This window comes from Candidatus Pelagibacter sp. PS_17 (assembly GCF_059417945.1).
Map to the genome: position 1 here is coordinate 121717 of NZ_CM182073.1, position 15583 is coordinate 137299.

A 15583-nucleotide genomic window follows, 5' to 3' on the forward strand; every position below is an offset into this window, starting at 1 on the left:
AAAAATTTTTAAGATATTGCAAAAAAAATTATAAAACTTTTATATTTATTTAGTTAAACTTAAGTAATTTGAAAAAAATTGAAAAAAAAATAATTGCCATTATTCCTGCTAGAAAAGGATCAAAAAGTATTAAAGGTAAAAATATAATTCCATTTAAAGGTAGGCCATTATTATATTACAGTATCAGGGTAGCTTTAAAATCTAAGTTGATAGATGAAGTTATTGTATCAACAGACTCCAAAAAATATAAAAAAATTGCTATTAAATATGGTGCTAAAGTACCTTATTTGAGACCAAAAAAGTATAGTTCAGATAAATCTCTAGATATTGATTTTATGAGACATGCCGCAAGGTATTTTATTAAAAGATATGATCAGAACTCATTTTTTTTTGTTTTGTTAAGACCAACAACTCCAATGAGAGATTACAAGATCGTTGATTTAGGGATAAAAAAATTTATGAAAAATTTTAATAGATATGACTCAATGAGATCTGTATCAAGATTTAACCAACCACCACAAAAAATGTTTTATATAAAAAAAAAAACCCTGATGGGATATTTTGATGATAAATATAAATTTGAATATCACAGTTATCCAAGGCAAAGCTTTTTTCAAAGTTATCTTCCGAATGGATATATAGATATTTTAAAACCATCTTATTTTCTTAATTCAAAAAAAAAACTTTTTGGAAAAATTTATCCATTTATTACAAAAGAAATTTTAGATATTGATGAAAAAAAAGATTTGTTAAAATGAATATAGGAATTGTTCAAGGCAGATTAACAGATTCTAAGAAACTTCAAAATTTTCCAAAAGATTGGAAGAAAGAATATATCGTTTCAAAATTTATTGGTTATTCATATATTGAAGGATTTTTAATAGACAGTTCTTTTAATAATAAGTTTTTGAATATTAAAAATTTAAATTTTATAAAAAAAAATAATTTTCAATTAAGTAAAAATGATGAAATAATTTTGTGTGACAACTATTCAATAAAAGCAAATTTATTTTCAGAAAACATTTTTAAATATTATGAAAATATATTTAATAAACTTGATAAAAAGTTTAAAAAGAAAAAATTAATAATCCCAATAGCAAATAAGTATTTCAATAATTTAGAATTTTTAGCGTTGTTTTTAAAAAAAATCATAAAGAGCACAGATAGTTTTACAACAATATCCATTGAAGCAAACCCTGATCCAAAAAGAATAAATGAATTATTCAGAAAAATTAATACAAAAAAATTAGGCTTTACATTTGATACAGGAAATATATTTAATTCAGGTTATGATCTTATAAAGTATTATCATCAAATTAAACATCATGTAGATCATATTCACATTAAAGATAGAGACAAAAAAGGAAAAAACGTCTCTCTTGGAACAGGCTTAATTAATTTTAAAAAAATTTTTAAATTAATTAGAAAGAATAAAGAAATTACCAATGTTACTTTAGAAACATTTAGGGAAAAAAATTCAATAGTTGAAGCTTATTATAATTTAAGATTTATTAAAAAGTTTATTTAAATTAATAATTTTTTTTTTCTTTAGTGACTCTTTTATTTTCAATATAAGAATTAAGTTATTCATAGCATTTTCAAAAGTATTTTTTGAATTTTTTTGTTTTCTAAAATTATGTATAACTTTACTTAACATTATTTCAAATAAATTATCTCGTGTAAGATTAGGAGTTTTTTTATGAACTAAACCATCTTTAAATATTTTTTTTTTATCCAAATCCCAAGTTATGTTCGCTCTTTCAAATTGAATTTCACAAACTCTTTCTTGTTTTTTTCTTAAAAAATCAAGGGAAAAATTTACGTTAACATTTTTATTAAACTCCAAGCTAAATCCTACTGCTGTTTCAACATTAATTTTTAAGGCAGAACCGTTGTTAATAAAATTTGGGAATATTTTTTTTGGTTTACCAAAAAGAAAGAAAGCATAATCCATTTCATGAGAAAAACACAACAAAACACCACCACCAAGTTCTTTTTTTGCAGCATAACTTATTTTATAGTTTTCGTATTTATGATGATATGGCAAATATGAATTGTGATTTATATTTACATTTACAATTTTTCCAAATTTTTTTGAATTAATAATTTTTTTTAATTCACTCAAAAGTGGATCATATCTAGTCTGAAAACCAATTTCACAATTTATTTTTCTTTTTATTATCATCTTGTTTAAAACAGCTACACCCTTCATTGAGTTGGAGAGTGGTTTTTCAATAAAGATATTACAATTTTTTTTTACTAAGTAGTTTGCTGTTTCTACATGTAAGCTTGTTGGGTTTGTAATAAATGCCAAGTCAATATTTTTTTGATGAATTTGATTTTGATTTATCAAACTAATTTTTAAATCTTTACAATTTAATTTCGAGTCTATTACTTGATTCCTTTTATCTAATTTTGGAGATCTAAATTTTTTTCTTATTGCAAAAAAGTTTAATTTTTTATCTATTTTTTTTAAATTTCTATAGTGTCTTTGACCAATTGAGCCCAACCCAACTATCAAAATATTTTTCATTTATTTAACAATATATGCTGTAGGTTTTTTTCCAAACTCAGTTTTAATGATTTTATATTTCTTTTCTTGAAAATATTCATCAACCGCATCACTTTCCCCCCAACCTCTACTTCCATACTCATCAAAAACTACAATTCCTCCCTTAGAAACTAGAGGAAAAAAATTTTCTAAAGCATGTTTGGTTCCATTGTATGTATCTAGATCAATGTGTAATAAAGAAATTCTAAAACCTTTATGATTTTTGACATAATTTTTAGAAGTTTTAATTATATCGCCTTTAATTAGTTGAGATCTATTACCAAGTTTTGCTTCTTTGATTTTTTTTTTAACATCAAAGTAAATATTTTTTTTTGTAAACTTTGATTCTTTATGAAATTTTCTAACTGATTTTTTTTCAAATTTTAGTGTCGAATTTGGAAAGTCACCAAAAGTATCGAAACCAATAACTTTTTTTAGTGAAGTTGGCTCGAAAATATTTAGTAGTTTTAACCAAAAAATTAAGCTTGTACCTTTAAATACTCCACATTCAAAAATGTCACCTGCTACATTAATGGTTTTTTTATAAAGTTCGTACCGAATTAATATTTTTTCTATTCGGTCAGTATTGTCAGACTCTATTAAAAGATTATAAGCTTTAAATATGTCTTTATTATTCATTGTTCTATTTTCTCATCTCAGCATATAACATCACTTCCCGTGAAAATCTTATTAAAGTGTTTATTTTTTCGGGAAACTTTATGTAAGTGAGCTGTTCATACATTGGCATGTAAGGTAATTTTAAGAAAGAAATTAATTTTGGGACAATTTCAAGTTTTTTATTTTTCCAAGTAAATGGTAATTGATAAAAATAATTTACTTTTACATCTTTAAAACCTGCTAACAATCCAAGATCTCTAAGAGATTGCAGAGTGAATGGTGTTACATGTGTGAAGTCTAAATAAAAGGGGCCAAATTTATGATGATACCATGAAGGTGTCATTAATACAAAAACTCCGTCTTTTTTTTTTAATAAGTCTTTACAATTTTTTACAAATTTTAGAGGAGATCTAAGATGTTCAATTAAAGATTTTGATACAATGATATCATAATATTCTTCTCTATTGATTATCTTTTCATATTCTAAGTTTTGATGATGAACTTTTATCGGTTTTAATATTTTTTGACTTTCACTTGATAAGTCTGCACCTTCTACAATATGGCCAAGGTTATTAAATGCTTTTAGTAAATCACCTCTCCCACAACCAACTTCAAGTAAATTTAATTTTTTTTCCAATTTATTTCTTTTTAAAATTTCTTTGGCAAGATGAAGTGGGTAAGGAGTTACTGGTCTTCTAATTTCAGAATAGATTTCTGATAAATATGTGTTACCCTGTTTATCTTTTTCAAGATTCTTATTAATCATAAGTTTAAATTATATTGTAATAAGTTTATTTTATACTAATAAATAACTTATGAAACAATTTTCTTTAGTTACAGGTGCTGCTGGATTGTTAGGTGAATATCATTCTCAAGCATTAGTTAATTTGGGTCATAATGTATTGATGACTGATATTGATAAAGAATTATTAAATACAAAATTAAAAAACATTAAAAAAAAAAATAATAAACAAATAATATTATCCAAAAAATTAGACGTAACTTCAGAAAAATCTTTACTTAATTTAATTAAATATATGAAAAAAAAAAATTTATAATTAATATATTAATAAATAATGCTGCAATAGACGCTAAAGTTTCAAAAAAAAATAAAGAAAAAAACTTTTTTGAAAATTTTAATTTAAAAAACTGGAACAAAGAAATTGAAGTTGGATTAACTGGAGCAATGTTGTGTAGTAAAATTATAGGTAGTGAAATTGTAAAAGCAAAAGTAAAAGGAATAATTTTGAATATAGCTTCTGATTTATCTATAATTGCTCCAAATCAAAACTTATACAAAAATAAAAAATTTATTTACAAAAAGCCTGTATCATACTCTGTTATTAAACATGGCATAATTGGATTAACAAAGTATTTGGCGACATATTGGTGTAATAATAACATAAGAGTAAATGCTCTTTCGCCTGGATCAGTTTTAAACAATCAATCTTATTCTTTTCAAAAAAAAATTAAAAAATTAATTCCTTTGAACAGAATGGCAAATAAAGAAGAATATATTGGAACAATAATGTATTTGTGCTCTGATGCATCTAGTTATATGACTGGACAAAATATAATCGTTGATGGTGGAAGAAGCATATGGTAAAATTTTTTCTGTGCATAAAAGCCCTTTTTTAATAGCAGAAATAGGAATAAACCATAATGGTGATATTCAAATAGCAAAAGAGTTAATCATTAATGCTAAAAAGGCAAAATTTGATGCTGTAAAGTTTCAAAAAAGAACTATTGAATTAGTTTATTCCAAAGACATTTTAGATTCTGCTAGAGAAAGTCCTTGGGGAAAAACTACTAGTGACCAGAAATATGGGCTCGAATTTTCTGAGAATGATTATGATGAAATTAATGAATTTTGTAAGATTCAAGATATAGAGTGGTTTGCATCTGCATGGGATATTCCAAGCCTATTTTTTTTGGATAAATATAATTTAAAGTTTAATAAAATTGCATCTGCTATGATTATTGACAAAATTTTTTTGCTGGAGGCTGCTAAGAGAGGCAAACATACATTTATATCAACTGGAATGTCTACAATTGAAGATATTGATAATGCTGTTGACATATTCAAAAAAAATAATTGTAGTTTTGAATTAATGCATTGTGTATCAACATATCCTATGAAAGTGGAGGATGCAAATTTGATAACAATTAATTCTTTAAGAGAAAAATATAAATGCAATGTTGGTTATAGTGGTCATGAAAATGGTATTGTTGTTTCGCTTGCAGCTCTACAATTTAATATTTCATCTCTAGAAAGACATATTACTTTAGATAGAACAATGTATGGATCGGATCAAGTTGCATCATTGGAGTTTAAAGGAATGATGCAGCTAACAGATTCCATTCAAAAATATATGAAAGCAATTGGAGAACCTTCTCTTGGAAAGATTATTGATGCAGAGGTTCAAATTGCAAAAAAACTAAGAGCACACATCAAAATATAATTTAATATTTATGCTTATAAAAAAAAAATTTGAAACTGATTTAAATGAGAATATATCAACTCATTTTAGTTTATTACAGTCAATTAATGAAATAGAAAAAATAATAAACAAATTAAAAATATGCATATCTCAAGGTGGAAAAATATTATTTTGTGGAAATGGTGGATCCGCTGCAGATGCACAACATTTAGCTGCAGAATTTCTAGTTAGATTAAAACCAGGTGTTAATAGAAAACCGATAGCCGCATTGTCTTTAGTCCAAGATGTTTCCACAATAACAGCCTGTGGAAATGACTATAATTTTGATGAACTTTTTCAGAGAAATTTACAGGCATTGGGATCTAAAAAGGATGTGTTAGTTTGTATTTCTACATCGGGAAATTCAAAAAATATCTTAAAAGTTTTGAAAGAGGCTAATAAAAGAAAGATTTATTCAGTAGGATTTTTAGGTAACAAAGGTGGTAAGGCAAAAAAATATTGTGATAGTAAGCTAGTTGTAAATTCAAATAACACTGCAAGAATACAGGAATGTCATATTTTTTTAGGTCATTTTATTTTAGAAGCTGTTGAGAAAAAATTATTAAATAATAATAAATTTAAAAAATAATGCTTTTTATTAAATCTTTTAATATTTTTAAAATTAATTTAGTTCTAAAACATAGAGATTCTTTGTTAGGTTATTTTTGGACAATAATAAATCCATTATCTTTTTCAATAATTCTAATAGCATCAAATTTTTTTAACTTAATAAATCAAAATACCAATAATCAAGATTATTTCATATATGTATTTTCTGGATTAACAATATGGTCAATTTTTTCTGATACCGTAAAAATAAATAACAATAATTTTTCTATGTTAAAAAATATATTTGGCAAATTAAGAATAGATTTTAAAACAATTTTTATTTGTTCGTTTTATGAAGTTTTATTAAACTTTATTCTTAGATTTTTAGTATTTTTAATAATTCTTTCTATTTTTTTACCAAATTTTAATTTCTTTGCTTTAATATTCAATATTTTTATAATATTTATTACTTTAATTCCCTTAGGAATTTTATTTTATTTATTATTTTTTCCTTTATTTTTTTTATTTCAAGACTCAGGAAAAATTTTGTCACCATTAATTTCTTTTTTATTTATATCTTCCTCTGCTGTAATTTACTCATCCACAAATAAAATTTTTGAAATTTTTCATACTTATAATCCAATTGCATATCTTTTGGTTATTTTAAGATCATCAATTAATAAAGAAATGATTGAATTTTCAAGTTATATAAATTTATTTATTTTTTTAATTGTTTTTACCTCGCTGAGTTTTCTTTTTTATAAAATTTTAGTAAAAAAAATTTCAATTCTAATCGACAGGGGCTCAAATTAAGAAAATGGAAACAGAAAATTTAATCAAATTTAGTAATGTATCAAAATTTTATTATAAAAATTTTAGAAAATCACAACTAGATTCTTTTTTAGATTATTATAATCCTTTTTTTTCAAATATGACTTTAAGAAAAGGTCAGTTTGAGTGTATAAAAAATATTTCATTTCAAGTTAAAAGAGGAGAAACTCTAGGTATCATAGGAGAGAATGGATCTGGTAAATCAACAATTTTAAAACTTATTTTGGGAAATATTAAATGCAATAAGGGCTATATTTATACAAGCGGAAATGTAGTTCCCTTAATAAATCTTGGATTTAGTTTATTCCCAATGTTAAATATTATTGAAAATATCAGATATAATTTAAATTTATTAAATTATGATAAAAATCAAATTGATGAGAAAATTCAAAAAATTTTAAACTTTTCAGAAATACCAAAACATTATTTCAGTCAGATAATTAGAAACTATAGTACTGGTATGAAAATGAGATTAGCATTTTCCATAGCGATTTTTTCAGATCCAGATATATTATTAGTTGATGAGGTTTTTTCTGTAGGAGATTTTAATTTTACTAAAAAGGTTAGAAGACATATCTCAGAAATAAAAAAAAAAATTGCTATGGTTATTGTTAGCCATAATTCTCATATAATAAATGATTATGCTGACAATTGCATTGTATTAACGAACGGCGTTGGAAAATTTTTTAACAAAAGTATTGATGGAATTAAATTTTATGAAAATTCTTATAATAAAAAAAAAGTATTAGAAAAAATTAAAAAACCATTAAAAAAAATTAATCAATTTGATGATATCAAGATTTTTCTTGATAATAAAAATAAAATTCAAAAACAAAATATTTTAATAAATTTAAATATATTTTCAAAAACTAAAATAGAAATTAAAAATATAAGATTTTACATTAAAGATTATTCTGGGTTATTACTTTTTAGAAATTCTATCCCAAATAAAAAAAAAGAAAACATTATTTTAAGCAAAGGTAATAATAGATTAATTTTTAAAATATCAAACTGTAGTTTGGCAAGTGGAAGTTATACTTGTCATATTGCTGTAAAAAAAGATAGTATACAAATTTTAAGTCATTTAGATTTTGATTTTAAATTTATTAATATTAATGAAAAAAAGAATTTAGAAAAAGGAAACTCAATTTTATTTCAAAATTTTATATGGAGATTGCTTAAAAAAAATGACTAATTATTTTTCTCGTAAAGATGTCAGAAATTATCTAGAGGAAAAGATTTTAAATTCACAAATTGAAAATGAATATTTCCCATTCATTAATATAAAAAATTTTTTGCCAGATAGACTATATCAGCAAGTATTATTACATAATCCTTTTAAAATAATTGAGGGTGAAAAATGGAATAATAGTTTAGCGAAATATTTGAATTATAGTGAAAAAACTAAGTATGAAAATCGTTATCAATTTGACTTGAAAAAATTAGATGGTGAAAATACACATGAATTCTATAAATTTTGGAGAGATTACTATTTATTATTTAGTGATCAAGATTGGTTTTTAAAATTAATACAAGCAAAATTTTACTCTTTCTTTAAATTTAAATATGGTCATTTTTTTAATGATGAAAATTATAATTTTTTTGAAAGTAAGTATTTTTTACAAAGGCATAAAAAGGGTTATGAATTAAGTGTTCATACAGATGTTCCACAAAGAACATTAACAGCTTTATTCTCTTTTCCATCAAAAAAAGGATTTGAAGAGTATGGTACAAATATACTAGTACCATTAAAAAAAAATCAAAGATGTATGGGTTTTAAACATCATAATGAAAGAAATTTTAAAGTAGTTAAGAAAATAGATTACTCACCAAATAATTTTTTTCTTTTTTTTAATACGGAATTTAGTTTTCACAGTGTGGGTAAATTTGAAAAAGAAATAATTGATGATAGGTTTGGAATGCAAATTCAATTTTTTGAAAAGGATAATATTTTTGAATATATTAGCTCAAGAGAAATGAAAACAAGTAAAAATACTTTTGGTAAATTTTTAAAAAAACTCTCTAAATAAAATGAGTTTTGAAATTAAAAAAGTAATTTCAAATAATTTATGTATTGGCTGTGGTGTTTGTAGTATTTATGGTACAAAGTTAAAATTAAATGCTGAAAAATTAGAAACTCCTACACTAAAAAGTTTAGAAAATTTAAGTTATAAAAATCAATACAAAGCAAATTATGTATGTCCTTTTACTAGTAGTGGACCTGACGAAAATCAGATAAATAAAAAATACTACTCAAATACAAAAAATTTTAACAAATTGACGGGATATTATGATGATATTTACGTGGGTCATGTAGCAAAAACAAAAATGAGAATGAATAGCAGTTCCGGTGGGCTATCTACATGGTTGGCGCAAAAACTTTTTGAATTAGGTGAAATAGATGGGGTTATACATATTAAAAAAAAAAATCAAAAATTTTGTTTTACAATATCTAATAATCTTAAAAGTATAAAAGAAGGTGCCAAGACAAGATATTATTCTGCGAGTTATTCCGAAGTTATTAAAAAAATACAAAAACTGAAATTAAAAAAACTTATTATTTTTGGAGTGCCATGTTACATAAAAGCTCTTAGAAGACTTGAAAATCAAGATCAAAATAGAGTTAGCAATATTAAATATTATTTTGGGATTTTATGTGGACATATGAAAACACCTGGTTATTTAAAAATGCTCAAACTGCAGATGATTAAATCAAAGAAATTTAATGATTTTGATTTTAGAAAAAAAATTAACAATGGTGATGCACATAATTATGGAGTTCAAATTAAATACGATAATTATAAAAAAAAAACATCATTGGCAGCTGAATTATTTGGCTCGAACTGGTCTGATGGTTTATTTAAAGCCAATAGCTGCAATGTTTGTGATGATGTTAGTGCTGAAACCGCAGACGTTGTTTTTGGGGATGCATGGTTCCCACCATTTGATAAGGACTGGAGAGGAAATAATGTTATTATATCTAGAAGCCCAAAAATTACAAATATAATTAATTTAGGAAAAAAAAATAATGAAATAAACTTAAAAAAAATAAGTGATCAAGATTTTATAAAATCACAATGGGGTGGTTTTGTAGATAGAAAAGAAAGAATAAGAAATAGAATGATTATCAAAATACTTTCTGGAGAATGGGTTCCTAAAAAAAGAATGTCTGCGAATTATATGATTATTTTTAAGTACTATGTTTTAAGGTTTTTAAGGAAATTAAAATTAATTAATAATTTAGAAAAAAAACTATCTGAAGATATTCATGAATTTAATTATACTATTTATAAGTTCAAATTATCTGAATATTCAAGAAGTTTAATAAATGAAAACTACAATAATTTTAAAACTAAAATAAACTTATTTAAAAAAGAAAATTCAAATAAAAATTTTCTAAAAGATTTTTTGCCATAGAAATCCTTATTGTGACATGAATTTTATAAAAAAAAATTATCTAAAATTTATATTAATGATCAAGTTTATATATTATTTTTTAATACATAAAAAAAATATTTTGTTTGATTTTTTTTTAAGAAATTTTGTTCAATTTAAATTTATAAATTTCAATAATATTTTTTTAAAAATAAAAAAAAATAATAAACTAAGGAAACATAAAAAATTTAGATATAAAAAAATATATATTTTAGGAAGTGCAAACTCAATTTTAAAACTCAACAATATTCAAAAAAAAGAAATTAGTAAATACCCAACCATATCAATAAACGGATATCTTTTGTTTTGGGAAAAAGTTGGCCTTTGGCCAGATTATCATTTTCAATCAGATTTTGACTTCAATGGACCAAAAGTACTTGATGCTACAATAAAAAAAATTGTAACTATGAAAAAAAAAATTCCAATATTTATAATTAATAAAGTTTATAGATATTTTTTACCATACGGTTTTGATAAGATTTATTTTAAATATTTTAGAAAAAATTTAAAAATAGCAAAAAAATTTGATGAAGATCAATTTGGATGTCATGGAAGTCTCTCTACATTAATTAATATTCTTGTATTACTTAAGCTATCAAAAAAAATATACTTAGTGGGCATTGAGTTAAATAAAGCCGGAAGGTTTTTTGATAAGGAATTAAAAAAAAATGGGATGTATAACTGGGAAGTAGATAAACCAGCATTTGATAAAAACTTACACGCAACATTAAAAAAAGGACCAGATGGTACTAACATCCTTACGAATTGGCATATTTTGGATCAGCATCTTAAAAAAAATAAAATAAAATTATATTCTTTAAGTAAAACAAGTGAGTTTGTAAAATCTAATTATGCCGAATTCAAATTTAAATAAAATAAAGTTAATTTTAAGGTTTATAAAATTAAATCTAAACCCATTATTATTATTTGTACCAGGATCTCAATTTGCAACTAATTATGGTCAATTTTATAAAAATAAAAAATTATTATTTTGTTTTTATCTTTTTATTAAAAAAATTACTTATATTTTAATCTTTAAACCAAAAGAAATTAATTTTGTTTATAATTTAAATATTTTACCCTTTACGCATGCTGATATAATGAACTTTTATTCTTCAACGAGATTGTTGAAATTAAACTTTGATATAGAAACTATAAATTTAATTTTTTATTATGACAACAACTTTAAAAGAAAAAAGTTAAAAACGTTTATTAACCCTTTGGAAATTAAAAAAAATAAAAACCCAAAGTTCTATAAAAAAAAAAGAAAGAAAGAATTAGTTAATATAATAAAATTTTTAAGAGATTTTGATTTAGGTATCAACATAAATATAATTAATAAAAAAAAAGAATTTCAAAAAATTTTAGATCAAAAAAATATTTTTAATAAAAAATTGATTATTTCAAATTTTCCAATTCATAGAATAATACATAATATAAATAATTATTTTTTTATTTTTTTAAAAAAACATAAAAAAAAGAATTTTTTAATTAGAATAAAAAATTTCAAAAATGTTAAGTTAAAAAAAAAATTACCTAAGAAATTTATTTCAATTGGCGTAAGATCTTCAAAAGTTGATGTGACCAGGAATAATTCATTAAATGAAATAAAATATTTAGTTTATAATATTTCTAAAAAATATAAAAAAAAAAAGATTTTAATTTTATCTGATAGAAAAAATTTGGAAAATATAAAAAAAAAATTAAAAAAAAAGATACTTTATTCATGCGATTATATAAATCCTAATTATTTTAATAATGGATATTTAATTATGCGCAGTAAAAAATATTTTCAATATAGGGGAGGTGGCCTTAGTTGGTTTGCAGAAAATTCTAAAATTCCTTATGATTTATCTCACGAAAAGCGAACACATGAGAAATTTGATAGTGAGGTACTAATTAAAATAAAAAACAAGTTAATAAGAAATGCTTGGCAAAATCAAAATCAAAAATTTGAATATATTGAAAATATATATACCAAAAAGAATATATAGAATTTTATATGACTAATATTATTAATTTTACATTTTATTTTTTTTTTAAGTTAGTAAGAAAAATAAGAAACATATGTTTAAAAATTTTTTATCAATCTTTAGATACATATTATTTAATTATACGTTACATGAGATTTATAATAACAAAATCAAAAATAATTTTCTTAAAAAAAAAAAATTGTTGTAATTGGTGATTTATCATTATCACCTAGTTATGGTGGAGTTTTAACATCTTATGGTCTATTTAATTTTTTACGCAAATTAAAGAATTATAAAAAATATATAATTGAAACAATACCATTTTATTCATTTAGCTTGAACTCGCCCTTGTATGGATTTGATAATTTGTCATATATTGAGCGTTTTTTTTTTAAAAAAAATATATATCCCTTTAATTTTAAGAAAAATATTAGTTACTTACCTGATAATTTTTATGAGTTTTCAAAAGTTTATAAGAAGATCTTACAAAAAAAAATTTTTATCGATGAACTTATTAAAATTAAATCAGCAGATTTAATATTGATAAATGCAGAAGGAGCACTTGTAGAAAATTATGAAAACCCCAGAAGTATAAAAAAAAGTACATTGTATTATTTGTTTTTATTATATCTTTTAAAAAAATTTAATAAAATTAAAGCTAACAAAGATATCATAATTTTAAATCATTGTTTTTTTCCACCAAAAAAATTAGAGGATAAATTTATCTCATATTACTCGATATTAAATAAAATAATAGTTAGAGACAAAATGTCATTAAATAAAATTAATAATAAAGATTTTAAACTAAAACCTATTTTTTTTCCGGATTTTATTTTTCACAATAAGCAAATTGTAAATTATTCCAACCACTTTAAGTACAAAAAATTTTGTGAAAAACATAAAAATAATTATATAATTTTAAGTGACTCAGCACATATGAATAGACCAAATGTAAAATTAAACTACAGAAAATTTTATACTAATCTTCTTAAAATTTTAAAAAAAAAAAATATAAAAGTTATATTTTTAAATGGTAATAATCCAACTATGCAAAATTATATTTCTGAATTAACACATGCAAATAATATTATAGAAATAAGAATGGACAATACTTTGCCCGAAGATTTAATTTTTTTGATAAAAAATTGTAAATTCATGATTTCTGGAAGATGGCATTTTTCACTATTATCCTTTAGATTTTGCAAACCACTAATTTTATTTGATACAGACTCACCAAAAACAAAAGCTTTGTCAAAAGAAATTTATAATAATAATAAATTTTATTTAACAAGCAAAGATTTTAATTCTTCAAAAGAAAATTTACAAAAAAAAATAAATATATTTCTTCAATCAAGTAAAGTAATTAAAAGATTATTTAAATTAAAAAATACGAATTTAGATAAGAAATTAAAGGAGCAAGAAGTTTTTTTTAATAAGCTAATTTTATAAAAATTTGAGTCTAGATTGTTTTCAATAACATATATAAGAAATTTCTAATTACAATTTTAGAATATATAAAAATGATTAATAATTGCTATTAGGAAAATCTGCTTCAGGGAAAACAATTTTTTTTAATTTATTGTTTGGCATTTTAAAGCCAAATCAAGATTACATAAAATTTGATAATTTAAATTTAAATAGCAACCAAGTTAAAATACTCAAAAACACTGGATATGCTCCTCAATCTAGTTATTTGTTTGAAGATAGTTTGATGGAAAATATAACTTTAGATAAAAATTTATAAAAAATTAACTAGTATAGCTGTTTCTCATCGACCAAATAAAAGATATTTTTTTAAAAAGCTTTTCATTCAATAACATTATCATCTAATTAAATTATTTTTTCTAAAAAAAATTTTGAAGTACCTCTCAAAATAGAATAATTCATAAATTTAAATTTAATTTTATTTTTTTCAAAATATTCTTTAACTTCAAATTGGTTAGAATTTTTTTTTTCTATTATTTCTTTTGTTGCTTCTAATATTTCTTGATCATTATTGTCTAAAATTTGAACATTCAAATTTTTAAGAGTAGCTTGATCCCAAATACATTGATAATTATTATTAAAAATTTCATTTAGCTTCATTTGTATTCCATTCTTAATATATTTTTTAGTTATTACGGTAAAATTTTTTGATATTAATAGATGATTAAATACGATCAAATCTGTGATTATTAATTTTTTATCTAAAAAGTTTGCAATAGAAAAAGGGCCACTAATTTGCCCAAAGTAAAGTTCTGAATTTATTAAATAGTAGATTTGTTTATTTTTATTCTCTTCAATATTTAAATCAAAATATTGGAATCCATTTAAATTTAGTTTTGGATTAAATTTACTAAAAAAAATGACTTTATAGCCATTTTTAATTAAATACTTAATTGAAGGTAAGTATTTATCAAAATTACTATTTCTTAAAACATAATTTGTTTCAAATCTTATATGTAAAAAACAAATTTTTTTAATTTCATTTTTATTCAAATAATAATTATACTGTTTTTCAAGCTCTCTATATTTTAATACATTACTTCTGGCTGCTACATATCTGGCATGAAATAAAATTTCATGATCAAAATTTAATTTCTCTTTTTCTTGATTATTTGAATGATAAAATTGTCTTTGAAAATATAATTTATTATTTCGATAATAGGCATCAACACTAATAAATTTAATATATGTAAAAGGTAATAAAATAATACAGATTAAATTTGAAGTAATTTTAAAAACTAAATTATGATAAAATATATCTACGAAATATTTATTGGCAGAATAACTTTTAGGTTCAAGAAGTATTAGTTTTTTTTTATCTTTTTTATTTTTTATTAAGATTGTCTCAAGTTCTTCAGAGTAAGTTCCTATTGAATAAGGATAAGTACATATGAACTTATAATTTAAGAAGTATAAAATTACAGCAGGCGGAATATAGGCATAAGAAATAATTTCAAAAAATAATTCTCTTAAATTAAAAAAAAATTGATATTTGTTTTTACTTTTTATAAATAACTTTAAGGTATCTAACAATTTTTTTTTTCTGTAAGAAAATTTTCTTTTATGAATAAATATTGTATTATGATTAAAAAAAAGTAACTTTAAAAATTTATTCAAAACAATTTATTAATTTAATATTTAATTAATTTTAATAATAATTA

Annotated in this window: 18 protein-coding genes; 14 read left to right on the plus strand and 4 right to left on the minus strand. The window is 22.0% G+C overall.

The genetic code is table 11. From position 1 onward, the window contains the following. Positions 1 to 68 precede the first annotated feature (68 nt). Both AC5SML_RS00640 and AC5SML_RS00645 read left to right on the plus strand, forming a co-directional pair. Complete coding sequence (locus AC5SML_RS00640; RefSeq protein ID WP_494617255.1) at positions 69 to 758, plus strand: acylneuraminate cytidylyltransferase family protein; 690 nt, start codon at positions 69 to 71, stop codon at positions 756 to 758. Next, a complete protein-coding gene (locus AC5SML_RS00645; RefSeq protein ID WP_494617256.1) occupies positions 755 to 1528 on the plus strand; it encodes a sugar phosphate isomerase/epimerase family protein in 774 nt (257 codons plus the stop codon). The genes AC5SML_RS00640 and AC5SML_RS00645 overlap by 4 nt, the downstream gene beginning before the upstream one ends. Here AC5SML_RS00645 and AC5SML_RS00650 read toward each other — a convergent pair. From AC5SML_RS00650 to AC5SML_RS00660, 3 genes are read right to left on the minus strand one after another with little or no spacing between them, the layout of a single operon-like run. Continuing rightward, positions 1502 to 2533, minus strand: coding sequence for a Gfo/Idh/MocA family protein (locus AC5SML_RS00650; RefSeq protein WP_494617257.1), 1032 nt, complete (start codon positions 2531 to 2533; stop codon positions 1502 to 1504). The two genes, AC5SML_RS00645 and AC5SML_RS00650, sit on opposite strands and share 27 nt — an antisense overlap. Beyond that, positions 2534 to 3190 carry a class I SAM-dependent methyltransferase gene (locus AC5SML_RS00655; RefSeq protein ID WP_494617258.1) on the minus strand — a complete coding sequence of 219 codons (657 nt, stop codon included), beginning with the start codon at positions 3188 to 3190 and terminating at the stop codon, positions 2534 to 2536. It abuts the gene before it with no gap. Between the two features lie 4 nt (positions 3191 to 3194). Next, the gene (locus tag AC5SML_RS00660; RefSeq protein ID WP_494617259.1) at positions 3195 to 3935 is read right to left on the minus strand and encodes a class I SAM-dependent methyltransferase; all 741 of its coding nucleotides are present in this window, start codon (positions 3933 to 3935) and stop codon (positions 3195 to 3197) included. Positions 3936 to 3984: 49 nt separating this feature from the next. Between AC5SML_RS00660 and AC5SML_RS00665 the strand changes: the two genes are divergently transcribed. The 12 genes from AC5SML_RS00665 to AC5SML_RS00720 all read left to right on the plus strand — a co-directional run bounded on the left by AC5SML_RS00665 (position 3985) and on the right by AC5SML_RS00720 (position 14181). Continuing rightward, a complete protein-coding gene (locus tag AC5SML_RS00665) occupies positions 3985 to 4227 on the plus strand; it encodes an SDR family NAD(P)-dependent oxidoreductase (RefSeq protein ID WP_494617261.1) in 243 nt (80 codons plus the stop codon). Between the two features lie 26 nt (positions 4228 to 4253). After that, positions 4254 to 4775 carry an SDR family oxidoreductase gene (locus tag AC5SML_RS00670; RefSeq protein ID WP_494617639.1) on the plus strand — a complete coding sequence of 174 codons (522 nt, stop codon included), beginning with the start codon at positions 4254 to 4256 and terminating at the stop codon, positions 4773 to 4775. After that, complete coding sequence (locus AC5SML_RS00675) at positions 4753 to 5631, plus strand: N-acetylneuraminate synthase family protein (RefSeq protein ID WP_494617263.1); 879 nt, start codon at positions 4753 to 4755, stop codon at positions 5629 to 5631. Before AC5SML_RS00670 ends, AC5SML_RS00675 begins: the two co-directional genes overlap by 23 nt. Positions 5632 to 5641: 10 nt before the next feature. Beyond that, positions 5642 to 6238: a D-sedoheptulose-7-phosphate isomerase gene (locus AC5SML_RS00680; RefSeq protein ID WP_494617265.1), complete on the plus strand. Its 597-nt coding sequence runs from the start codon at positions 5642 to 5644 to the stop codon at positions 6236 to 6238. After that, the gene (locus AC5SML_RS00685) at positions 6238 to 7011 is read left to right on the plus strand and encodes a hypothetical protein (protein WP_494617267.1); all 774 of its coding nucleotides are present in this window, start codon (positions 6238 to 6240) and stop codon (positions 7009 to 7011) included. Before AC5SML_RS00680 ends, AC5SML_RS00685 begins: the two co-directional genes overlap by 1 nt. A 4-nt stretch (positions 7012 to 7015) precedes the next feature. Then, positions 7016 to 8224 carry an ABC transporter ATP-binding protein gene (locus AC5SML_RS00690; RefSeq protein ID WP_494617269.1) on the plus strand — a complete coding sequence of 403 codons (1209 nt, stop codon included), beginning with the start codon at positions 7016 to 7018 and terminating at the stop codon, positions 8222 to 8224. Beyond that, a complete protein-coding gene (locus tag AC5SML_RS00695) occupies positions 8217 to 9059 on the plus strand; it encodes a hypothetical protein (protein ID WP_494617270.1) in 843 nt (280 codons plus the stop codon). The genes AC5SML_RS00690 and AC5SML_RS00695 overlap by 8 nt, the downstream gene beginning before the upstream one ends. Position 9060: 1 nt before the next feature. Continuing rightward, positions 9061 to 10446: a Coenzyme F420 hydrogenase/dehydrogenase, beta subunit C-terminal domain gene (locus tag AC5SML_RS00700; protein WP_494617271.1), complete on the plus strand. Its 1386-nt coding sequence runs from the start codon at positions 9061 to 9063 to the stop codon at positions 10444 to 10446. Positions 10447 to 10501: 55 nt separating this feature from the next. Next, positions 10502 to 11338, plus strand: coding sequence for a hypothetical protein (locus AC5SML_RS00705; protein WP_494617273.1), 837 nt, complete (start codon positions 10502 to 10504; stop codon positions 11336 to 11338). Further along, the gene (locus AC5SML_RS00710; protein ID WP_494617274.1) at positions 11316 to 12458 is read left to right on the plus strand and encodes a hypothetical protein; all 1143 of its coding nucleotides are present in this window, start codon (positions 11316 to 11318) and stop codon (positions 12456 to 12458) included. The genes AC5SML_RS00705 and AC5SML_RS00710 overlap by 23 nt, the downstream gene beginning before the upstream one ends. Before the next feature lie 186 nt (positions 12459 to 12644). After that, positions 12645 to 13886, plus strand: coding sequence for a polysaccharide pyruvyl transferase family protein (locus AC5SML_RS00715; RefSeq protein ID WP_494617640.1), 1242 nt, complete (start codon positions 12645 to 12647; stop codon positions 13884 to 13886). 82 nt (positions 13887 to 13968) lie between these two features. Next, complete coding sequence (locus tag AC5SML_RS00720) at positions 13969 to 14181, plus strand: ATP-binding cassette domain-containing protein (protein WP_494617275.1); 213 nt, start codon at positions 13969 to 13971, stop codon at positions 14179 to 14181. Between the two features lie 86 nt (positions 14182 to 14267). On the opposite strand, the gene AC5SML_RS00725 is transcribed toward AC5SML_RS00720, so the two are convergent. Then, the gene (locus AC5SML_RS00725) at positions 14268 to 15539 is read right to left on the minus strand and encodes a TIGR04372 family glycosyltransferase (protein WP_494617277.1); all 1272 of its coding nucleotides are present in this window, start codon (positions 15537 to 15539) and stop codon (positions 14268 to 14270) included. Positions 15540 to 15583: the final 44 nt, after the last annotated feature.